The following is a 20,234-nucleotide window of genomic DNA, read 5'->3' on the forward strand; positions in this document are numbered from 1 at the left end:
CATGGCCGACACCCTCATGATGCTTTTGCTGATCGCCGACGCCACGGTGCGGGTCGCGACCCCGCTGGTGCTCGCCGCCTTCGCCGGGCTCTACAGCGAGCGGGCCGGGGTCGTCGACATCGGCCTGGAGGGCAAGATGCTGGCCGGCGCCTTCTTCGCCGCGGCGGTCGCGTCGCTCGCCGGCGACCCCTGGCTGGGGCTGCTCGCCGGCATCGCCGCGGGCATGGCGCTGGCGCTGGTTCACGGCTTCGCCTGCGTCACCTACGGCGGCAACCAGGTGGTGTCGGGGATGGCCATCAACATCCTGGTTGCCGGCCTGGCGCCGACCCTGGCCTTCGCCTGGTTCCGCCAGGGCGGCCAGACGCCGATTCTGCCGTCGGCCCAGCGACTTCCCGAGGTCGACCTGCCGGGGCCGCTGGCCGACTCCGTGCCGGTGCTGGGCATCGTCTACGACGTGCTGATCGACGCCAACAACGTGCTGGTGTGGGTGGCCCTGGCGGTGGTGGTGGCGACCAGCCTGGTGCTGGAGCGCACCCGGTTCGGGCTGCGCCTGCGGGCGGTCGGCGAGAATCCGGCGGCGGTCGACACCGCCGGCGTCTCGGTGGCCGGGCTGCGCTACCGGGCGCTGCTGCTGACCGGCGCGCTGACCGGGACGGCCGGCGCCTACCTCTCGATCGCCCACGGCGCCGGCTTCGTGCGCGACATGACCGCGGGCAAGGGCTATCTGGCGCTGGCGGCGCTCATCTTCGGCAAGTGGCGGCCGTGGCCGACCCTGGGCGCCTGCCTGCTGTTCGCCCTCGCCGATGCGGTGCAGGTGCGCCTCCAGGGCGTCGCGCTGCCGCTGATCGGGACCATTCCCGTGCAGTTCATCCAGATGCTGCCCTATGTGCTGACGGTCCTTCTGCTCGCCGGATTCGTCGGCCGGGCGGTGGCTCCCAAAGCCAGCGGAACGCCCTATGTGAAGGAGCGCTGAGGCTGATGACGGAGAGCCCCATGGCCGGGCCGGCCGACCTGATCGCCGCCGCCGGCGCGGTGCGGGCGAACGCCTATGCGCCCTATTCCGGATTCGCCGTCGGTGCCGCCCTGCGCGGCGAATCGGGGGCGGTGTTCGCCGGCGCCAACGTCGAGAACGCCGCCTATCCCCAGGGGCAGTGCGCCGAGGCCTCGGCGATCGGCGCCATGGTCGCGGCCGGCGAGCGGTGCATCGCCGAGCTCGTGGTGATCGGCGGAAAACCGGGCGACGGCCGGCTGTGCACGCCCTGCGGCGGGTGCCGCCAGCGGCTGCGCGAGTTCGCGGCGCCCGACCTTCCCATCCATGTCTGTGGACCGGAAGGCTTGCGCCGGACGTTCACCTTGGGCGAACTGCTGCCGCAATCGTTCGGACCCGACCAGTTGGGCGGGCCGGCTGGGGAAGGGGAGCGCCGATGACCGCCGCACGCGCCGCCGCCGACATCCTGGTGCGCGCGCCCGACCTGCACCCGCGGGTCGGGCTGGTGCTGGGCTCCGGTCTCGGCGCCATCGCCGACCGGATCGAGGGCGCCGTTGCGATCCCTTACGACGAGCTGGCGGGCTTTCCCCGGCCGCTTGTCGAGGGGCACGCCGGCCGGCTGGTCCTGGGGCGCCTCGGCGGCCAGGCGGTGGCCTGCATGCAGGGCCGGGTGCACGCCTACGAGGGCGGCGACTTCGCCCCCCTGCGCACCGCCGTCCGCGCTCTGAAGCTGGCGGGCTGCGGCGTCCTGGTGGTGACCTGCGCGGCGGGGTCGCTGCGACCGGAGGTCGGGCCGGGCCGACTGATGGCGATCGCCGACCACATCAACCTGCTGGGCACCAACCCGCTGGTCGGCCCCAACGACGAGTCCGTGGGGCCGCGCTTCCCCAGCCTGGTCGACGCCTGGGACCCGCGGCTGCGCGCCGGGTTGCACGCCGCCGCCGCCGCCGCGGGCGTTCCTCTGGCCGAGGGGGTGTACGCGGCGTGGCTCGGCCCCAGCTTCGAGACGCCGGCGGAGGTCCGGATGTTGAGGGGGCTGGGGGCCGACGCCGTCGGCATGTCGACCGTTCCCGAGTGCATCGTGGCGCGCCATTGCGGGCTGCGGGTGGTCGGGTGCGCGGTGATCACCAACCTGGGGGTCGGGATCGGCACCGGGCCGGTCGACCACCATCACACGCTGCGCACCGCAGCGGCCGCCACCGCCGATCTGGAACGGCTGCTGGTCGGCTTCCTGGAAGGACTGACGGAAGAGGACGTGAACCCGCGATGAAGCTCTCCGCCGACCTGCAGCTCGTCGTCGACGACGCTGCCTCCATGGCGCCGACCGACTCGTCGGCCCGCCGTGCCTTGTCGCTTCTCGACCTGACCAGCCTGAACGACGACGACACCGAGGAGCGGGTCGCGGCGCTGTGCCGACGCGCCGTCACGCCGGCCGGCCCGGTCGCCGCCGTATGCGTCTGGCCGCGCTTCGTGACGCAGGCGCGCACCGCCCTGAACGGCACGCCGGTGCGGGTCGCCACCGTCGTCAACTTCCCCGACGGCGATGCCGACACCGCCGCGGTGGTCGCGGAGACGACCGCGGCGATCGCCGCCGGCTGCCACGAGGTGGACGTGGTTCTGCCGTACCGCAGCTTCATCGAGGGCGCGCGCACCCAGCCGCTCAACCTGGTGCGGGCCTGCCGCGAGGCGTGCGGCGAGCAGACGGTGATGAAGGTGATCCTCGAGGCCGGCGCGTTCCCCGACGCCGACCTGCTGGACTGGGCGGCGCGCGACGCCATCAACGCCGGCGCCGACTTCCTGAAGACCTCCACCGGGCGGGTTCAGCCCGCCGCCACCCTGGAGAACGCGGCACTGATCCTGCACGCCATCGGCCACTCGGGCCGGCCGGTCGGCTTCAAGGCCTCGGGCGGCATCCGCGACGCGGCGGCGGCGGCGGGCTTCCTGCACCTCGCCGACGTCATCATGGGCAAGGACTGGGCGGCGCCGGCAACCTTCCGCTTCGGCGCCTCCGCGCTGCTCGACGACCTGCTGGCGGTGCTGGGGGAGGGCGGAACGGTCGGCAAGGACCCGGCCGAAGCGTATTGAGGGCCGGCCGGTGATCCTGCCCCAGGAGGTCATCCGCCGGAAGCGCGATGGCCACCTCCTCTCCGCGGCGGAGCTGGACGCGTTCGTCGCCGGGATCGTCGACGGGTCCGTCGGCGAAGGGCAGGCCGCCGCCTTCGCCATGGCCGTGTTCTTCCGGGGGCTGCGGCTGGACGAGCGGGTGGCGCTCACCCGCGCCATGACCCGTTCCGGCACGGTGCTCGACTGGCGCCCGCTGGGCCTGCCCGGGCCCGTGGTCGACAAGCATTCCACCGGCGGAGTCGGGGACAAGGTCAGTCTGGTCCTCGCCCCGGCGGTCGCCGCCTGTGGCGGCTTCGTGCCCATGGTGTCGGGCCGGGGCCTCGGCCACACCGGCGGCACGCTGGACAAGTTCGACAGCATTCCCGGCTACCGCTCGCAGCCCGACCTGGCGACCCTGCAGCGGGTGGTGCGGGAGGTGGGATGCGCGGTGATCGGCGCGACGTCCGACCTCGCCCCGGCCGACCGCCGGCTCTACGCGATCCGCGACGTCACCGCGACGGTGGAGTCGCTGGACCTCATCACCGCCTCGATCCTCGCCAAGAAGCTGGCCGCCGGCCTCGACGCCCTGGTGATGGACGTGAAGTTCGGGTCCGGCGCCTTCATGGTCGATGCCGCGGACGCCGAGGCGCTGGCCGAGAGCATCGTCACCGTCGCCGCTGGGGCCGAGCTTCCGGCGGTGGCCCTGCTGACCGACATGAACCAGGTGCTGGGCCGCTCCGCCGGCAACGCGCTGGAGATGCGCGAGGCGATGGCGGTGCTGCGCGGCGAGCCGGCCGACCCGCGGCTCTACGAGGTGACGGCGGCGCTGACCGGGGAACTGCTGGCGCTGGCCGAGCTGGCGGGCGACGCCGCCGAGGGGCGCCGGCGCTTCGACGCCGCCGTGGCGTCGGGAGCGGCGGCGGAGCGCTTCGCCCGCATGGTCGTGGCGCTGGGCGGCCCTGCCGACCTGCTGGAGGCCCCGGACCGCCACCTCGCCGCCGCGCCGGTGCGGCTGGCGGTGGCCGCGCCCTGCGACGGATTCGTCACCGCGGTGGACACCCGGGCGCTGGGGGTTGCCGTGATCGGCCTTGGCGGGGGCCGGGTCCGGGTGAGCGATGCCGTCGACCCGGCGGTCGGGCTCGACGCGGTCGCCGGACCGGGCGAGGCGGTGGGGCGCCACGACCGGCCGCTGGCCGTGGTGCACGCCCGCAGCGACGCCGACGCCCAGCGCGCCGCCGTGGCGGTGCGGGCGGCCTTCACCCTTGCCGAGTCCGCCCCCGCCGCCACCCCGACCGTCGGCCGGACCATCGCCAAGCGGATCTGACCCCTCAGCCGTGCGCGGCGCGCCACGCGATCAGGCGGCGGGCCGCCTCGGCGATGGTGTCCTCCGCCCCGGCGAAGGAGAAGCGGACGAAGCGGCGGCCGCGCGCCGGGTCGAAGTCGACGCCGGGGGTCGCGGCGATGCCGGTGTCGGCCAGCAGGCGCCGGCAGAACGCCTCGCTGTCGTCGGTCATGGCGGACACGTCGGCGTAGACGTAGAACGCACCGTCGGCCGGGGCCAGCGTGTCGAACCCGGCCTTGGGCAGCTCGCGCAGCAGCAACGCGCGGTTGCGGGCGTAGCGGGCGACGTGGGCGTCCAGCTCCTCGGTGCAGGCGAAGGTCGCCACCGCGGCCATCTGCGACAGGGTCGGCGCCGAGATGAACAGGTTCTGCCCCAGGCATTCGACGGAGCGCAGCAGATCGTCGGGCACCACCATCCAGCCCAGCCGCCACCCCGTCATCGAGAAGTACTTGGAGAAGCTGTTGATCACCAGCGCGCTGTCGGAGACCTCCGCGGCGGTGACCGCCTCCTGGCCGTAGGTCAGGCCGTGGTAGATTTCGTCCGACACCAGGCGCACGCCGTTGGCGTCGCACCAGCGGGCGAGATCGGTCAGCTCCTGCCGGCTCAGCATGGTGCCGGTGGGGTTGGCGGGGCTGGCCACGATCAGGCCCTGGATCGGCCGGTCGAGCGCCTCCAGAAGCGCGATGGTGGGCTGGAAACGCTGGTCGGGGCCGGTGTCCAGCTCCACCGGCTCCACGCCGATGGCGGTCAGGGTGTGGCGGTAGGCGGGGTAGGACGGCGACGCCATGGCGACGCGGTCGCCGGGATCGAAGGCGGCCAGGAAGCCCAGCTGGAACGCCCCGGACGAGCCGGTGGTGACCGCCACGCGTCCGGCCGGCACGCCCACGCCGTAGCGGTCGCGGTACCAGTCCGCGATGGCCGCGCGCAGGGGCGGGATGCCCAGCGCGTCGGTGTAGCCCAGCTTGTCGGCGTCCAGCGCCGCCTTCGCGGCGTCGCGCACCGCCGCGGGGGCGCCGGTCGACGGCTGCCCGACCTCCAGGTGGAGGACCTCCAGCCCGGCCCGCTCCCGCGCGAAGGCGGCGCGCATGACCTCCATCACGAAGAACGGGGGGACGTTGCCGCGCGTTGATGCCTTCATGGTCGTTCGCCTTCCGGGATGGACGTGGCCGCAGTCATAGCGGTTTGCCCGCCGCGGCACCACCCCCCGGCACCGGCGGTCCGCCCCGCCCCTCGTCCCCCGGTGATGCGTCCCCCGGTGATGCGCCCCCCGGTGCGCCGTGCCGCCGCCGTCTCACGACGGCGGCGCCACCTCGACGTCGAAGGCCAGGCCATGGGCCCGCGGGTCGGCGGCGGCCTGGCAGTCCTTGGCGCCGCTCTCGCGGATCACCCGGCAGGCCACCACCGGAACGTGGCCGGGCGCCTCCTCGGAGCGGGCGGCGAGCACCTCGGCCGGCCGCCGCTCCTCGCGCAGGACCGGGCCGGCGACGTCGAGCAGCGCCGCCGGCCCGGTGGCCGAGGCCCGCCCGTCGGAGTTGCCGGAGGCGGCGAACAGGGTGCGGCCGATGCGGGTGGTGACCAGCGCCGGGGTGCCGAAATCGGGCGCCTCGACGGCGTAGGCGCCGAGCACGCCGGTGCCCGGCACCATGCGGCCGGTGCCGAACGGGCTGCCCATGGTGAAGGAGCAGGCCACCGCGTTGTCGCGGCCGTCGACCACCGCGAAGCCGGCAGCGTGGGCCGCCCCCGGTCCGTAGGGCAGGGTGGCGCCCGCGGCGAAGAGGTCGGCCAGCGCCGTCCCGGCGGCGGGGGAGGGGAAGTCGGCGACGTGCAGCGACGCGCCGCCGCCGAGCTCCAGCGCCGCGGTGCCGCCCCAGGCCGGCAGCACGCCGCGCACCGCCTGGGCCTCGATGCCCAGCCCGGCGGCGAACGCCTCCGCCCCGGTTCCCACGTAGACGGGGGTCAACCCGTAGCGCCGCACCTGCGACAGGGTCGCCGCCAGATCCGGCTGGACCAGCCGGCTGCCGGCGGCCAGCGGGACGCCCCCGGGCACGAACAGGCGCAGGGTCTCCGGTCCGGTGAGGCGGTGGGCCGCGTCGGCGACGTCCTGCGCCAGGGCGCGGCTGACCGGGACCCCGGTGCGGGCCAGGGTTTCCGCGCGCACCGCCAGCTGCTCCCACCGCATGGCGCCGTCGGCGGCCTGCAGGGCATAGACGCCGCGCAGCAGCGCCGGCGCCGCGACGCCGCCGCCGGCCGGCAGGGGGCGGAAGTCGAGGGTGCGGGTGTCCCGGGCCGCGGCGTCGTGGACCAGGCAGACGCCGCCGCCGCCCAGCCCGACCCGCGACGGCAGGGTCACCGCCATGGTCAGCGCCATCGCCGCGGCGGCGTCGGCGGCGGTGCCGCCCTCCAGCAGGACGTCGCGGCCGACCACGGCGGCGGTCGGCTCGTCGGCGGCCAGCAGGGCGTGGGCGGGCGGACGCTTGTTGACATTGTTGTTGACGCAGCCCGGCAGCAGACCGATGGCTATCGCAATCGCGCCCAACCCTCGCCAGATTTGCCGGGTAGGGGATGCCCCACCGTTGCGGAAGACGGAGGTCGGACAGGTGCTCAAGCCCAACAGGCTCGTTTTGGTCGTCGCCATGGTCGCCATGCTTCTGGTGTCGGGAACGGCGCCGGTCGGCGCGCAGCGGCGCGGGATGCAGCTCCTCAGCGACGCCGAAACGGAACATACCATCCGGGAGATGGCGCGGCCAATCTTCAGCGCGGCCGGTGTCAGCCCGGACGCGGTGCACATCGTGCTGGTCAACGATTCCTCGCTGAACGCGTTCGTCGCCGGCGGGCAGAACATCTTCCTGCACACCGGCCTGATCCTGAACACCGACGCCGAGCAGCTGATCGGCGTGATCGCGCACGAAACCGGCCACATCGCCGGTGGCCACCTGGTGCGCGGCAGCGAGGCCATGGACAACGCCTTCCTGTCCTCGCTGATCGGCATGGGGCTGGGGATCGTCGGCGGCGTCGCGTCGGGCAACGCCGGGGCCGGCGTCGCCGGGGTGATGCTGGGCCAGCACCTGGCGGAGCGGAACTACCTGTCCTTCTCCCGTGGCCAGGAGGCCTCGGCCGACCAGGCGGCGCTGAACTACATGGACCGCGCCGGCGTGTCCGCCCGCGGCCTCTACGCGTTCCTGGACACGCTGGGGGCCGGCGAACCGTTGCTGACCCAGACCGACTCCGACGCGCCCTACCGGCTGACCCACCCGCTGAGCCGCGAACGCATGGACGCGGTGCGCGCCCATGTCGAACGCTCGCCGGTGTCCGACCGCACCCTTCCGGCGTCGGAGGTCGAGCGCTACGACCGCATCAAGGCCAAGCTGTACGCGTATCTCGATCCGGCCGGGGCGCTGCGCCGCTACCGCGAGGGCGACCGCGCGGTCAGCGCGCGCTACGGGCGCGCGTACGCCTATCTGCGCCGCGGCGAGGTGGACCGGGCGATGCCGCTGGTCGACGGGCTGATCGCCCAGGAGCCGCGCAACGCCTTCTTCCACGAGACCAAGGGCGACCTTCTGCTGCAGACGGGCCGGGCGTCCGAGGCCGTCGCCCCCTACCGCGAGGCGGTGCAGCACGCCCCGGACGCCGCGCCGATCCGGGTGTCGCTCGCCCACGCCCTGCTGGAGCAGAACAATCCAAGGTTGGCCGACGAGGCGATCCGCAATCTCCAGGAGGCGGCGCGCTCCCAGCACCGTTCGGCGTTCCTGTGGCGGCTGATGGCCCAGGCCTGGAACCTCAAGGGCGACGAGGCGATGGTCGCCTACGCGTCGGCCGAGGAGGCGCTGGCCCGCGGCGACAAGCCGATGGCGCTGGCCCTGGCCGAACGGGCCGAGCGGATGCTGGCCGCCGGCTCGCCGGCGTGGTTGAGGGCCCAGGACATCCGCGGCCAGGCCGGCCGCAAGGAGTGACCCGTCACAAGCCCGTCAACGCGGCGGTGCGACGCTTGCCCGGCGAGCGGCGCCGCGCCATGGTAGCCGCCACCGCCCCTTCCGGAGACCCCCGTCCCATGCCCCGCTTCCGCACCCTTCTCCTCGCCGCGGCCACCACGCTGGCGCTCGTCGGCCCCGCCGTCCAGGCCGGCGCCCAGGCCTTCGACGAGGGCCAGCGCCGGGCCATCGAGCAGATCGTCCGGGACTACCTGGTCGCGAACCCCGAGGTCCTGGTGGAGGCCATGGGCGAGCTGCAGCGCCGCGAGCAGGCCGCCGAGCAGGAGCAGGCCCGCCAGGCCCTGGCCGAGAACCGCGCCAAGCTGCTGGAGAACCCGGCCGACCCGGTGGCCGGCAACCCGCGGGGGGATGTGACGGTGGTGGAGTTCTTCGACTACCAGTGCGGCTACTGCAAGGCGGTACAGGGCGACGTGGAGCGGCTGATCGCCGACGACGGCAAGCTGCGCTTCGTGTTCAAGGAGTTTCCGATCCTCGGCCCGGAGTCGGTGGTGGCGTCGCGGGCGGCGCTGGCGGCGCGGGCCCAGGGCAAGTACCTGGACCTCCACAACGCGCTGATGGGCCATCGCGGCAAGCTGGACGAGGGGACGATCCTGCGTCTGGCGTCGTCGGTCGGGCTCGACACCGGCAAGCTGAAGGCCGACATGGACTCGCCGGAGGTGGCCGCCACCGTGGCCGCGAACCACGAGCTCGCGGAATCCCTGGGCATCCGCGGCACGCCGGCGTTCGTGGTTGGCGACGAGCTGGTGCCGGGCGCCATCAAGCTGGAGCAGATGAAGGCGCTCGTCGCCAAGGCCCGCGAGGAGGGCTGACCCGGCCATGACCCCCGACACCGTCGTCTTCGACATCGGCAACGTCCTCATCGAATGGGATCCGCGGCACCTCTACCGCGAGCTGTTCGAGGGGGACGAGGACCTGATGGAGCATTTCCTCGACACCGTCTGCACCCCCGCCTGGAATCTGGAGCAGGACCGCGGGCGGCCGTGGGACGAAGCGGTGCGCCTGCTGACCGCCGAGCACCCGGAGTGCGGCGAACTGATCCGCGCCTACGACGAGCGCTGGAACGACATGGTGCCGGGCGAGATCCCCGGCACGCCCGACATCCTGCGCGCGCTGAAGGCGCGGGGCGTGCCGCTCTACTCCATCACCAACTTCTCCGTCGACAAGCTGGTGCTGGCGCGCCGGCGCTTCGATTTTCTCAACCTGTTCGACGGCGTGGTGGTGTCGGGGGAGGTCGGCCTGGTCAAGCCCGACCCGGCGATCTACCGCCTTCTCCTCGACCGGCACCGGCTGGAGCCGGGACGGGCGGTCTTCATCGACGACTCCCCCGCCAACGTCGAGGCGGCCCGCGAGGCCGGCATGCATGCGATTCACTTCCGCGGCGCGGAGACGCTGCGCCGCGACCTCGCGGGGCTGGGTCTGTTGTGACGCCGCCGGCGGCGCGTCACGACGAGGCGCGGTGACGGCCTGCGTGGACACCCCAGCCCGGCCGGGCTGGGGTTTTTCAATTCGGGCGAACGTCAATTCGGGCGAGCGGCTGGCGCCACGGCGCGGCCGCGGCGACGCCGGATGGCGCCAGATCCGGCGCCACGGGATGGCGCGCCGCACCGCCGGCACGGCCCGACACGACGATGCCCGCAGCGCGCGCTGCGGGCATCGTCCACGATAAGGCGTCGGGGTCCCGCTGTCACACGGGCTCGCGGGGGCCCGTCCCAGGCCGCCGCCGCAGCGGTGGCCATGGGCCGGGCGTCAGGCGAGGGATGGGCCCGTGGCGATCAGCGCGCCCACCAGCCGCGGCGCGGCCGCTCCTGCGCCGTCTCCGACTCGTCGGCCGGGGCGGCCTCGGTGGCGGAGGGCTGAACGGGCGCCGGTTCGGACACCGTCGGCAGCTCGGCCTGGGGCGCGGTTGCCGGCGCCGCCACCTTCTTGCGCGACCGGGTGGAACGCGGCGCCGGTGCCTCGGCCTCGGCCGGGGGCAGTTCGGCCTGCGGTGCCGCCACCGGCTCCACCGCCTTCTTGCGCGAGCGCGCGGCCCGCTTGGCGGGGGCCGGGGCCTCGGCGGGGGCCTCGGCCGGCGGCAACCCGGCCTGCGGGGCGTCCGCCGCTTCCACCACCTTCTTGCGCGAGCGCGGGGCTCGCTTGGCCGGGGCCGCGGCTTCCTCCACGGCGGCCTCGGCCGGCGCCGCCTTGGCCTTGGGAGTGGCCTTCGCCTTGCCCTTGGGCTCGGCCTTGGCTTTCGGTGCGGCCTTGGCCTTCGGCTCCGCCGGCGCCTTGGCCTCCGCCTTGGCGCGGGTGCCGGCCCGGGAGCGGGGCGCCGGGGACGCCGTCGGCTCGATCGCCGGCTCCGGCGGGGTCACGGGGTCCGCGTCGGCCGTCGGCTGGGGCTCCGGCTCCACACCGGCCTCGGCAGGGGGGGCCTCGGCAGGGGGGGCCTCGGCGGGCGGAGCCTCCCCGGTGAGGATCCAATCGAAGTCGATGGGCTCCAGCGGTTCGGCGGCGACGGGCACGGGGCCGGCCGGCGGCGGAACGGCGGCGGGCTCACCCTCGGTGCCGGCCTCGGCCTCGCCGGTCACGCCGTCCTCGCGGCGGGTGCGGCGGCGACCGCCGCGCTTGCCGCGACGGCGCTTCTTGCGACCGGCCTCGTCGCTGTCACCATCGCTTTCGCCGTCGCCGTCCGTTTCCGACTCCGCGTCGGCCTCGATCTCGGCCTCGGTCTCGGCGTCGGGCTCGTCGTCGGCGACGGTCTCGGTGGTGCGGTCCGCGTACACCTCGATGTCCGAGTCGGCCTCCGCGTCGGCGGCGTCCTCCTCGCCCGGCTCGGCGGGACGTGCCTCCATGCCGTCGCGGGCGTCGCCACGGCCACGGCGGCGGCGGCGGCGGCGGCGGCCCCGGCGGTCGCCGGAATCACCCGCCTCGGATGCGTCCGCCGTCTCCTCCGCCGCTTCGGCGTCCTCCCTCTCCTCGACCACCGTCTCTTCGACCACGTCGGCGGCGCTGGCCGCGGTGGCGAGCTGGCGGTCGGTTTCCGCCATGACACGGTCGGCGCTCACCAGCGCCTGGCCCTCGTCACCGGGCTGGCGTGCCTTCACCCGGTCCAGCCGGAAATCCGGGGCGATCAGCACGTCGTCCGCCTGCACCTGCACGCGGAAGCCGTACTTCGCCTCGATCCGGGTCAGGTCGGTGCGCTTCTGGTTGAGGATGTAGAGGGCGATCGCCGACGGAACGTACACGGTGATCTCGGCGGAGCGCTTGCGGATGCCCTCCTCCTCGATCGCCCGGAGCACGTGCAGCGAGGCCGATTCGACCGAGCGGACGACGCCGGTGCCGGCGCAGTGCGGGCAGCGCTCGAAGTTGATCTCGAGCAGCGACGGGCGCAGCCGCTGGCGCGACAGCTCCATCAGGCCGAAGGGGGAGATCCGGCCGAGCTGGATGCGCGCCCGGTCGCTCTTCATCGCCTCCTTGAGGCGGCGTTCCACGGCCGCGTTGTTGCGCGACTCCTCCATGTCGATGAAGTCGATGACCACCAGGCCGGCCAGGTCGCGCAGACGGAGCTGGCGGGCCACCTCGTCCGCCGCCTCCAGGTTGGTCTTGAACGCCGTCTCCTCGATGTTGCGCTCGCGCGTCGACTTGCCGGAGTTGACGTCGATGGCGACCAGCGCCTCGGTCGGGTTGATGACGATGTACCCGCCCGATTTCAGGTGCACGACCGGGCTGTGGATGGCATCGATCTGCCCTTCCACCTGGTAGCGGTGGAACAGCGGGATCTGGTCGTCCTGATAGCGCTGAACCCGCTTCGTGTGGGTGGGCATCAGCATGCGCATGAAGTCGCGTGCCGCGTTGAAGCCGCTCTCGCCCTCGACCCACACCTCGTCCAGGTCGTCGGCGTAGAGGTCGCGGATCGAGCGCTTGATCAGGTTCGCCTCCTCATAGATGAGGCAGGGGGCGCTCGACTTCATCGTCTGCTCGCGGATGTCGTCCCACAGGCGCAGCAGGTACTCCAGGTCGCGCTTGATCTCCGGGCGCGAGCGCTCCAGGCCGGCGGTGCGGAGGATGACCGCCATGCCATCGGGAACGTCGAGGTCGGAGAGGATCTCCTTCAGGCGCTTGCGGTCGGCCGGATTGGTGATCTTGCGGCTGATCCCGCCACCGCGCCCGGTGTTGGGCATCAGGACGCAGAAGCGCCCGGGCAGCGACAGATAGGTGGTCAGCGCCGCACCCTTGTTGCCCCGCTCCTCCTTGGTGACCTGGACCAGCATGATCTGCCGGCGCTTGATCACCTCCTGGATCTTGTAGGAGCGCAAGGGGCGGGTCCGGCGGCGCCGGGTCTCCTCGACCTCGTCGGCCTCGTCGTCCTCGACCGTGTCGGGGGCGCCGGGCGGCACCGGACCGGCGTCGCCGGCCGCCACCGCGTCGTCGTCACCATCGTCGGCGTCGCCGTCGTCGGAGAGCGGCGAGGGCATCGGCGAGATGTCTTCGCCGGTCTCGTCGCGCCGCATGGCTTCGGCGATGGCGGCCCCGCCACCGCCGACGTCGCCGCCATTGCTGTCGTCGGAGCCGTCGTCGTCGGGGGTGCCGGCGAAGTCGCCGTCACCCTCGCCTTCGGTGGCGCGGCGGCGGCGGCGGCGGCGGGACCCCTCGTCCTCGCCCTCGCCCTCGGCGTCGGCCTCGCGCTCGGCGCGGGCTTCGGCCTGGGCGTTCAGGCGCCGCTCCTCCTCGAGGAGGGCCTGCCGGTCGGCCGTCGGGATGCGGTAGTAGTCCGGATGGACTTCGGAGAAGGCCAGGAAGCCGTGGCGGTTGCCGCCGTACTCGACGAAGGCCGCCTGCAGCGAGGGCTCGACCCTGGTCACCTTCGCCAGGTAGACGTTGCCCTTGAGCTGCTTTCGGGAGGCGATTTCGAAGTCGAGGTCTTCGAGCTTGTTTCCACTGAGCACGGCGACCCGGGTTTCTTCCGGGTGCGTCGCGTCGATCAGCATGCGCTTTGTCATTCAAGATCCCCATGACGCCCCCGGCCCGCCCGCGCGACCTACGGACGAGGCGAAGCATCATCGCTTTGGCGAAGCGTTCAGCGCCGGCATCGCAACGTCGAACGGCGCTGTCGAGAGCTGCCAGGACGTCACAGGGTGCGAGCACCGGACCTCGGCGTGTTCGACCGAGGCCAGCTTCAAGGTTTCTCCTCTTCCACCGGCAAACCCGTAAGCGCCAGACATGAAACGCTGCCGGAGGCGTCTGTGCGGCCGGCCCCATTCCCTGCCCGACGCCGCCCCGGCACCGGGTCGCCTCCATGTTGGCGGAGGAGTCACGGCACGAACGGGCGGATCGCGGTATGTCGCATGGCTACCATAGACAAGCATGGCGGCGCGTACAATAAAGGAATTGGCGGAGCCGGGGATCACCGGTCCTCGACCGGGGGCGTACCGGCCGTGGCGCCGGCGAGCCAGCCGCGGCATGCCGCCGCCGGGTTCGGGACGCCGCGGAGGTCGAGCGGCTGGGCCAGGTCCGTGTGGATGCGCGCTCCCCGGGCGGCGGCGATGGCAGCCAGGCGCGCCGCGACGTCGGCGGGGCCGTGGAACAGCAGGTCCCGCACGCCCGCGTGCAGCGCGCCCTGGGCGTCACCGGCCCGGTCGCCGCAGTCGAGCACGGCGGTCACCGCCACCGCCGGGTGCTCCGCCCGCGCCGCATCGACCAGGTGGCGGAACCACAGGGCGCCGCCATGGGCCGCACCGGCGGGCGCGCTGACCAGCACCACGGGAACGCCGAGCGCCGCCGCCACGGCGAGTCCGCACCGCGCGTCGTCGATCCCGTGCACCCGGATCGGGCGCCAGAGGATAGGGCGGGGTGGGATCGGGCGCCGGGGGATCGGGCGCCGCTTCCGGGATGGCTTGATGTCCGTCATGGTCGTGGCGGCCATGGTAGCGTATCTCCGTTGCCGGACCCAGCCATCACGACGGCCCCGCATGACCCGTCCCGCCATCGTCTTCATCCCCGTGCTGCTGCTGGCCCTCGCCGCGGCGGCCGGCGCGGCGTGGTGGAGCCGTCTGCCGCCGCTGGTCGCCGTGGTCACGGTGATCCGGGGTCCCGCGGTCGAGGCGGTCTACGCCACCGGAACCGTGGAGCCGGTGCACTGGGCCCGCGTGGAATCCCTGGTCGCCGCCCGCATCGACGAGGTGCTGGTGCGCGACGGCGAGCCGGTTCGCCGCGGCCAGGTGCTGGCCCGTCTCGACGACGACGAGGCGGCGGCCCATCTGGCCGAGCTGGAAGCCCGGGTGCGCTTCCACCGCTCCGAACTCGAGCGCCAGGAGGAGCTGTCGCGGCGCGGGGTCGCCAGCCCGGCGACCCTGGAGCGGGCGGTCAGCGACCTCGCCCAGGCGCGCGCCGCCGCGGGCGCGCAGCGGGGCGTCGTGGCGAGGCACGTTCTGGTTGCGCCCATCGATGGTGTGGTCCTGCGGCGGGACGCCGAGGTCGGCGACGTGGTGCGCACGACCGGCGCACGGGTGCTGTTCACGATCGGCCGGCCGAGTCCGTTGTGGGCCGTGGTGGAGGTGGACGAGGAGGACATGCCCCGGGTCGCCCGGGGCCAGCGCGCCCTGATCGCCGCCGATGCCTTTCCGGATCAGGCGCTCGACGGGCGCGTCGACGCGGTGACGCCGATGGGCGATCCCGTGAACAAGAGCTACCGCGTGCGCATCGCGCTGCCCGGGGACACGCCGTTGCTCATCGGCATGACGGTGGAGGCCAACATCGTGGTCCGCCGCACCGAGACCGCGCTTCTCGTTCCCGAGGACGCGGTCCGGCACGGCCAGGTGTTCGTGGTGAGCGGCGGCGTCGTTCGGCTGCGTGCGGTGGAGACCGGGGCGGTCGGCAACGGTATGGCCGAGATCCGCACGGGCGTCGCCCCGGACGAGCGGGTGGTGGTGGCGCCGCCGCCCGGCCTGGCCGACGGTGCCGCGGTCCGGATCGACGGCGCGGGGGCGTGACATGGCGCCGCCGCTCTCCCTCCACATCGCGTCGACCCATCTGCTCGGCCGCAAGCGGCAGACCCTGGTGTCGGTGATCGGGGTGGCGCTGGGCGTCGGGTTCTTCATCGGCATGGCGGCGATGATGCAGGGCTTCCAGGGGTTTTTCATCGCCACGGTGGTGGACGTGGCGCCGCACATCACGATCAGCGACGAGTTCCGGGAGCCGGCGCGCCAGCCCGCGGTCACCGCCCTCGCCGGGACGGCCGCGGCGGTGGCGGTGCATGGGGTGAAGCCGCGCGACGCGGTCCGCGGCATCAAGGGCGCCCCGGCCATCGTGGCGGACCTGCGCCGCCTGCCCGGGGCCGCGGTTGCGGCGTCCCTGGCCGGCCAGGTGTTCCTGCGCTATGGCGCGGCCGAGCGGAACGCGACCTTGAGCGGGATCGACCCGGATCAGGAGATGCGGATCACCCGGCTGGAGAAGGACATGCAGGTGGGCAGCCTGCACGACCTGACCACCCGCCCCGACGGGGTGGTGATCGGGTCCGGTCTCGCCAAGCGGCTCGGCGCCGCCCTGGGCGACCGCCTGACGGCGGTGTCGGCGGCCGGCGTCGAGCGGCGGGTCAGCGTCGTCGGCGTCTACCGGACCGGGGTCACCAGCTTCGACGACGGCCAGGCCCTGATGCTGCTGAAGGAGGCCCAGATCCTGCTGGACCGGCCCAACGTCGTGAACCGCATCCGCGTCCGCCTCGCCGACGTGGAGTCCGCCCGCACCGTCGCCGCCCGCATCGAGACGCGCCATGCCTACAAGGCGGAAAGCTGGCAGGAGGCCAACCAGGGCATCTTCGGCGTGTTCCGGGTCCAGAACGTGATCATGTACTCCACCGTCGGGGCGATCATGATCGTCGCCGCGTTCGGCATCTTCAACATCATCTCCACGGTGGTGTTCGAGAAGAGCCGGGACATCGCCATCCTCAAATCCCTGGGCTTCACCGAGGCCGACATCCGCCGCATCTTCGTGCTGGAGGGGCTGATGGTCGGGGTCGTCGGCGCCCTGCTCGGCTGGGCGGTCGGCTTCGGCCTGGTGTCGCTGTTGGCCAGCATCCGCCTCGATTTCGGCGGAAGCACCATCCAGAACGACCGCTTCCATCTCGCCTATTCGCTGGTCCACTACGCCGTGGGCGGCGCCTTCTCGGTCACCGCGGCAACCCTGGCCGCCTACCTGCCCGCCCGCCGGGCGGCCTCCCTGAACCCTGTGGAGATCGTGCGGGGGGCGGCGTGACCACGCCCGCCAAGGCAGCACCCGCCGGGGCAGCGCCCGGTGTGGAGGCGCCCGATGTGGAGGCGCCCGATGTGGAGGCGCCCGATGTGGAGGCGCCCGTAGTGGAGGCGCGGGGGGTGGGGCGCCGGCTCGACGGGCCGGTCCCGGTGACGCTGGTGCGGGACGTCGACCTCGCCGTCGCCGCCGGAGAGTTCGTCGCCGTCACCGGACCCTCGGGGTCGGGCAAGTCGTCCCTCCTCTATCTCCTGGGCCTGCTGGACCGCCCCAGCGAGGGCAGCGTGCGGATCGAGGGGCGCGACACCGCCGACCTGCCCGAGGCCGAGCGCGCGCGGCTGCGGCTGACCCGGCTCGGCTTCGTCTTCCAGTTCCACTTCCTGCTGCCGGAGTTCACGGTGCTGGGCAACGTGCTGATCCCGATGCGCCGCTTGGCGGCGGAACCGGACGAGGCGATGACCCGGCGCGCCGGCGACCTGCTGGACCGGCTGGACCTGGCGGACCAGGCCGACAAGCGGCCGGATCAGCTGTCGGGCGGGCAGCGCCAGCGTGCGGCGATCGCCCGCGCGCTGGCCAACCGGCCGCGCCTGCTGCTGGCCGACGAGCCCACGGGCAATCTCGACACCCGGAACGCCCAGCGCGTCTTCGACATCTTCCAGGAGCTGGCACGCACCGGAACCGCGGTGGTCGCGGTGACCCACGACGAGCACCTGGCGGGGCAGGCGGACCGCCGGCTCCACCTGGTCGACGGCCGGCTGGCGCCGCCGCCGGGCCGCGCATAATGCCGCATTGCGCCCCGTCGCGGAGGGGGATTGAGGCAGGTCAACCCGCCCGATGCCGTGCCTCCGCTATGGTCGGTGCGACCGCATCCGCAAGGGGGGCGCGCCGATGATGGACTACAAGGGCCACAGGGCCCAGATCGACTACGACGACGAAGCCGGCGTGTTCATCGGCGAGGTGATCAACACCCGCGACCGCATCGCCTTTTCCGGTCGTTCGGTCGACGAGTTGCGCGGCGCCTTCCACCGGGCGGTCGACGACTACATCGCGCTGTCCAGCGACCAGGCGACCCCGGCCGAGCGCCCGTATTCGGGGACCATCGCGGTGCGCGTCAATCCCGCCCTGCACCGTGCCATCGCCGTCTGTGCCCGGCGGGAGGGCAAGAGCGTGTCGGCGTGGGTGGCCGAACGCCTTTGCGAGGCGGCGGGCGTCGCCGGAAAGGCCGGTTGACCGGGATCGGCGCGCCGCCGCCCCGCCCGCAGCGCCGTCGGTGGGAGCATCCCCCGTCGTCCTGCGTAATCCCAATGAGACATGAATAAACGCGCAGATCACGTGTTCGCCTCTCGCACGCTGGATAAGTGGCGACGGAGAGATGACGAAGACATCTGCGAAGAGTGCGCTGGTTCGTAAGCTTGAAGGTTTTCAAATCCTTGGGCCGGATGAGCGTTCGTATGTCGACCGCATTGAATCGGTGACCCGGCGAATGCCTGCGGGAATGGACCTCGTTGTGCAGGGGGAGCCGTTCAGCACGGTCACTATCTTGCGCAAAGGGTGGGCGATCCGTTTCAAAACATTGTCCGATGGCCGCCGGCAGATCACCAACTTCGTTCTGCCCGGCGACATCATCGGTCTCTACGCCGATCTTCTGGTCGTCTCCGACCACTCCGCGTCCGCGCTTACGGAGATCGAGGTGGCGGAATGCCCGCCGGAGTGGATAACCGGCATGGTCCACCACCATCCCCGGCTGGCGACGGCCTTCGCGTGGACGGCGGCACGCGACGAGGCGGTGCTGGCGGAAAAGATCGCCTGCCTGGGGCGGCGGCGTGCCCATGAGCGTCTCGCCCACCTGATCCTGGAGGTCCTTCATCGCCTGCGGTCGGTGGAGATGGCCGAGGGGAACCGGTTCCAGTTTCCGGTGACCCAGGAGGTGATCGCCGACACCCTCGGGCTGAGCGCCGTCCACGTCAACCGGACGCTGGCGCGCCTGCGCAGCGAGGGACTGATCGAGATCGACGGGCCGGTCGTCCACGTGCTGCGGGTGTCGGAGCTGACGGCCGCGGCCGATTTCGACGACGTCTACCTGTACCTCCGCCGTTCCGCCGACGTCGCGGCGGCGCGACCGGCCGTCTGATGGTCAATCCACCAGCGGGATGGCCAGGGCAATGCGTGCGCCCGGCGCCTGCGGGGAGACGCCGCGGCCGATGGTCACCGTGCCGCCGATCTGGGCGGCCAGCGAGCGGATGAGGGTGAGGCCGAGGCGCTTGCCGGTGGCAGGGTCGTCGGCGTCCGGCATGCCCGGACCGTCGTCGGACACCTCGACCACCGCCAGGGCGGCGCCGGGCTGGGCGATGGCGATGGCGATGGTCCCGGCGCCGCGCCCGTGAAAGGCGTGCTTGAAGCTGTTGACCACCAGTTCGGTCACGATCAGGCCAAGGGGGAACGCCCGCTCCACCGGCAACAGCAGCTCCTCGTCCGGGGAGTCGATGAGCAAGGCGATGCGGCCCTCCCGGTCGTAGAAGGCCGACAGGTTGGAGACGAGTTGGCCGAGATAGCCGGCCAGCTCGATCCGGCTGTCGGTCCGATTGGCGTAGAGTTGGCGGTAGACGACGGCGAGGGTGTCGATGCGCGCGCCGATGTCCCGCAGCGCCTCGCGGGTCGGCTCGGAATCGACGCGCTGGGATTGCATGTGCAGCACGCTCTGGATGAACTGGAGGTGGTTCATCACCCGGTGTCGGAGATCGCGCAGCAGCGTTTCCGCGGTGGCCAGCGCGGTCGCGGCGGCGGGGCCGGCATCCACCGCCTGCACCAGCAGGAGCGGGCGCCCCGGCATCGTCGATGCGTACAGGCGGCAGGGCACCGTGTCGCCGCCGGCGCGGCGGAGCAGGGTGTCGAAGGCGGCCGGTGCACCGGCGCGGACCGCCTCGGCCAGCGCCAGCGACAGCGGCGGCGCGCCGGCCGCATCGCGGCAGGACCAGTCCTGTCCGATCATCGCCGCCGCCGTGCACCCGCACAACGCGGCGAACGGGTCGTTGGCGAACAGGATGGGATAGCCGGGCCGGTCGAGGGTGCACAGCGCCATCGGGAGGAGTGACGAGCGGGCCGCCTCGATCAGGTGCGGGCAGCCGGACGTGGACGGATCCGCGTCGGCCTCCGGTAGGGCCTCGATGTCCATGGGCTCCGTCATTCTCCGGGGGCCTTGGCGGAAAAGAGAATCATACCGAGCAATATAATTCCGCGCACTAACCTGTGTTAAGCCTCTTCCCACTTTCGTGTCCCCCGCCGCCATCCGGTGAAACAGAAAGAGGGCGCCCCCCTGGTGGGGGCGCCCTCCCGGACCCCGGCGCCCCCACCATGGGGCCCCGGGGCATCACCGGTGCCGTGGTGGGGTGCCTACTTCGCGTTGGTCATGGCGACGGCGGTGTCGCTCATGCGGCAGGAGAAGCCCCATTCGTTGTCGTACCAAGTCATGATGCGGACGAAGGTGCCCTCGATGACCTTGACCTCCTTGAGCGCGAAGATCGAGGAGTGGTCGTCGTGGTTGAAGTCGCTGGAGACCAGCGGCTCGTCGTAGCAGCCGAGGATGCCC

18 protein-coding genes and 1 pseudogene are annotated in these 20,234 nt (G+C 72.9%); 13 read left to right on the forward strand and 6 right to left on the reverse strand.

Annotated elements, in window-relative coordinates:
* The first annotated feature begins 1 nt into the window (after position 1).
* Genes AC6H2I_RS26740 through deoA form a run of 5 tightly spaced genes read left to right on the forward strand, consistent with a single transcriptional unit; the run spans position 2 to position 4,415 of the window.
* The gene (locus tag AC6H2I_RS26740; RefSeq protein ID WP_497503823.1) at positions 2 to 973 is read left to right on the forward strand and encodes an ABC transporter permease; all 972 of its coding nucleotides are present in this window, start codon (positions 2 to 4) and stop codon (positions 971 to 973) included.
* Positions 974 to 978: 5 nt separating this feature from the next.
* Positions 979 to 1,428, forward strand: a complete 450-nt coding sequence (cdd, locus tag AC6H2I_RS26745) for a cytidine deaminase (protein ID WP_497503824.1) — start codon at positions 979 to 981, stop codon at positions 1,426 to 1,428.
* The gene (locus AC6H2I_RS26750; RefSeq protein ID WP_497503825.1) at positions 1,425 to 2,258 is read left to right on the forward strand and encodes a purine-nucleoside phosphorylase; all 834 of its coding nucleotides are present in this window, start codon (positions 1,425 to 1,427) and stop codon (positions 2,256 to 2,258) included. Before cdd ends, AC6H2I_RS26750 begins: the two co-directional genes overlap by 4 nt.
* Positions 2,255 to 3,073 carry a deoxyribose-phosphate aldolase gene (gene deoC / locus AC6H2I_RS26755; RefSeq protein ID WP_497503826.1) on the forward strand — a complete coding sequence of 273 codons (819 nt, stop codon included), beginning with the start codon at positions 2,255 to 2,257 and terminating at the stop codon, positions 3,071 to 3,073. Before AC6H2I_RS26750 ends, deoC begins: the two co-directional genes overlap by 4 nt.
* A 10-nt stretch (positions 3,074 to 3,083) precedes the next feature.
* Positions 3,084 to 4,415, forward strand: coding sequence for a thymidine phosphorylase (deoA, locus tag AC6H2I_RS26760; RefSeq protein WP_497503827.1), 1,332 nt, complete (start codon positions 3,084 to 3,086; stop codon positions 4,413 to 4,415).
* Between the two features lie 4 nt (positions 4,416 to 4,419).
* Here deoA and AC6H2I_RS26765 read toward each other — a convergent pair whose 3' ends face one another.
* Entirely contained in the window at positions 4,420 to 5,571 is a 1,152-nt protein-coding gene (locus AC6H2I_RS26765; RefSeq protein WP_497503828.1) for a pyridoxal phosphate-dependent aminotransferase, read from the reverse strand.
* Between the two features lie 153 nt (positions 5,572 to 5,724).
* On the reverse strand, positions 5,725 to 6,969 hold the full coding sequence (locus tag AC6H2I_RS26770) for a gamma-glutamyltransferase (RefSeq protein ID WP_497503829.1): 1,245 nt from the start codon (positions 6,967 to 6,969) through the stop codon (positions 5,725 to 5,727).
* A gap of 61 nt (positions 6,970 to 7,030) precedes the next feature.
* Between AC6H2I_RS26770 and AC6H2I_RS26775 the strand changes: the two genes are divergently transcribed.
* The 3 genes from AC6H2I_RS26775 to AC6H2I_RS26785 all read left to right on the forward strand — a co-directional run bounded on the left by AC6H2I_RS26775 (position 7,031) and on the right by AC6H2I_RS26785 (position 9,847).
* Complete coding sequence (locus AC6H2I_RS26775) at positions 7,031 to 8,383, forward strand: M48 family metalloprotease (protein ID WP_497503830.1); 1,353 nt, start codon at positions 7,031 to 7,033, stop codon at positions 8,381 to 8,383.
* Between the two features lie 98 nt (positions 8,384 to 8,481).
* Positions 8,482 to 9,231 carry a DsbA family protein gene (locus AC6H2I_RS26780; RefSeq protein WP_497503831.1) on the forward strand — a complete coding sequence of 250 codons (750 nt, stop codon included), beginning with the start codon at positions 8,482 to 8,484 and terminating at the stop codon, positions 9,229 to 9,231.
* Between the two features lie 7 nt (positions 9,232 to 9,238).
* Positions 9,239 to 9,847 (forward strand): HAD family hydrolase, encoded by a 609-nt coding sequence (locus AC6H2I_RS26785; protein ID WP_497503832.1) that lies wholly within the window; start codon positions 9,239 to 9,241, stop codon positions 9,845 to 9,847.
* Positions 9,848 to 10,194: 347 nt separating this feature from the next.
* Here AC6H2I_RS26785 and AC6H2I_RS26790 read toward each other — a convergent pair whose 3' ends face one another.
* Together AC6H2I_RS26790 and AC6H2I_RS26795 are read right to left on the reverse strand one after the other, a co-directional pair.
* Positions 10,195 to 13,404, reverse strand: a complete 3,210-nt coding sequence (locus AC6H2I_RS26790) for an Rne/Rng family ribonuclease (RefSeq protein ID WP_497503833.1) — start codon at positions 13,402 to 13,404, stop codon at positions 10,195 to 10,197.
* Positions 13,405 to 13,808: 404 nt separating this feature from the next.
* Complete coding sequence (locus tag AC6H2I_RS26795; RefSeq protein WP_497503834.1) at positions 13,809 to 14,225, reverse strand: hypothetical protein; 417 nt, start codon at positions 14,223 to 14,225, stop codon at positions 13,809 to 13,811.
* A 148-nt stretch (positions 14,226 to 14,373) separates the two neighbouring features.
* On the opposite strand from AC6H2I_RS26795, the gene AC6H2I_RS26800 reads away from it, so the two are divergent.
* The 5 genes from AC6H2I_RS26800 (at position 14,374) to AC6H2I_RS26820 (ending at position 18,779) form a co-directional block, all read left to right on the forward strand.
* Entirely contained in the window at positions 14,374 to 15,393 is a 1,020-nt protein-coding gene (locus tag AC6H2I_RS26800; RefSeq protein ID WP_497503835.1) for an efflux RND transporter periplasmic adaptor subunit, read from the forward strand.
* 1 nt (position 15,394) lies between these two features.
* Entirely contained in the window at positions 15,395 to 16,654 is a 1,260-nt protein-coding gene (locus AC6H2I_RS26805) for an ABC transporter permease (protein ID WP_497503836.1), read from the forward strand.
* Positions 16,651 to 17,430, forward strand: coding sequence for an ABC transporter ATP-binding protein (locus AC6H2I_RS26810; RefSeq protein ID WP_497503837.1), 780 nt, complete (start codon positions 16,651 to 16,653; stop codon positions 17,428 to 17,430). Before AC6H2I_RS26805 ends, AC6H2I_RS26810 begins: the two co-directional genes overlap by 4 nt.
* A 106-nt stretch (positions 17,431 to 17,536) precedes the next feature.
* A complete protein-coding gene (locus AC6H2I_RS26815; RefSeq protein ID WP_497503838.1) occupies positions 17,537 to 17,878 on the forward strand; it encodes a type II toxin-antitoxin system HicB family antitoxin in 342 nt (113 codons plus the stop codon).
* Positions 17,879 to 18,131: 253 nt separating this feature from the next.
* Positions 18,132 to 18,779 (forward strand): Crp/Fnr family transcriptional regulator, encoded by a 648-nt coding sequence (locus AC6H2I_RS26820; protein WP_497503839.1) that lies wholly within the window; start codon positions 18,132 to 18,134, stop codon positions 18,777 to 18,779.
* Between the two features lie 3 nt (positions 18,780 to 18,782).
* Here the strand turns inward: AC6H2I_RS26820 and AC6H2I_RS26825 are convergent, their stop codons facing one another.
* Together AC6H2I_RS26825 and AC6H2I_RS26830 are read right to left on the reverse strand one after the other, a co-directional pair.
* Complete coding sequence (locus AC6H2I_RS26825; RefSeq protein ID WP_497503840.1) at positions 18,783 to 19,832, reverse strand: histidine kinase dimerization/phosphoacceptor domain -containing protein; 1,050 nt, start codon at positions 19,830 to 19,832, stop codon at positions 18,783 to 18,785.
* 206 nt (positions 19,833 to 20,038) lie between these two features.
* Positions 20,039 to 20,234: pseudogene (locus AC6H2I_RS26830) on the reverse strand (erythrose-4-phosphate dehydrogenase); the annotation flags it as partial.

Source organism: Azospirillum sp. NS33 (assembly GCF_059703765.1).

Excerpts from the sequence above, each read along its gene's own strand:
- AC6H2I_RS26740 (WP_497503823.1), top strand. The coding sequence starts at position 2 with ATGGCCGACACCCTCATGATGCTTTTGCTGATCGCCGACGCCACGGTG.
- cdd (WP_497503824.1), top strand. The coding sequence starts at position 979 with ATGACGGAGAGCCCCATGGCCGGGCCGGCCGACCTGATCGCCGCCGCC.
- AC6H2I_RS26750 (WP_497503825.1), top strand. The coding sequence starts at position 1,425 with ATGACCGCCGCACGCGCCGCCGCCGACATCCTGGTGCGCGCGCCCGAC.
- deoC (WP_497503826.1), top strand. The coding sequence starts at position 2,255 with ATGAAGCTCTCCGCCGACCTGCAGCTCGTCGTCGACGACGCTGCCTCC.
- AC6H2I_RS26765 (WP_497503828.1), bottom strand. The coding sequence starts at position 5,571 with ATGAAGGCATCAACGCGCGGCAACGTCCCCCCGTTCTTCGTGATGGAG.
- AC6H2I_RS26780 (WP_497503831.1), top strand. The coding sequence starts at position 8,482 with ATGCCCCGCTTCCGCACCCTTCTCCTCGCCGCGGCCACCACGCTGGCG.
- AC6H2I_RS26785 (WP_497503832.1), top strand. The coding sequence starts at position 9,239 with ATGACCCCCGACACCGTCGTCTTCGACATCGGCAACGTCCTCATCGAA.
- AC6H2I_RS26790 (WP_497503833.1), bottom strand. The coding sequence starts at position 13,404 with ATGACAAAGCGCATGCTGATCGACGCGACGCACCCGGAAGAAACCCGG.
- AC6H2I_RS26800 (WP_497503835.1), top strand. The coding sequence starts at position 14,374 with ATGACCCGTCCCGCCATCGTCTTCATCCCCGTGCTGCTGCTGGCCCTC.
- AC6H2I_RS26805 (WP_497503836.1), top strand. The coding sequence starts at position 15,395 with ATGGCGCCGCCGCTCTCCCTCCACATCGCGTCGACCCATCTGCTCGGC.
- AC6H2I_RS26815 (WP_497503838.1), top strand. The coding sequence starts at position 17,537 with ATGATGGACTACAAGGGCCACAGGGCCCAGATCGACTACGACGACGAA.
- AC6H2I_RS26820 (WP_497503839.1), top strand. The coding sequence starts at position 18,132 with ATGCCTGCGGGAATGGACCTCGTTGTGCAGGGGGAGCCGTTCAGCACG.
- AC6H2I_RS26825 (WP_497503840.1), bottom strand. The coding sequence starts at position 19,832 with ATGACGGAGCCCATGGACATCGAGGCCCTACCGGAGGCCGACGCGGAT.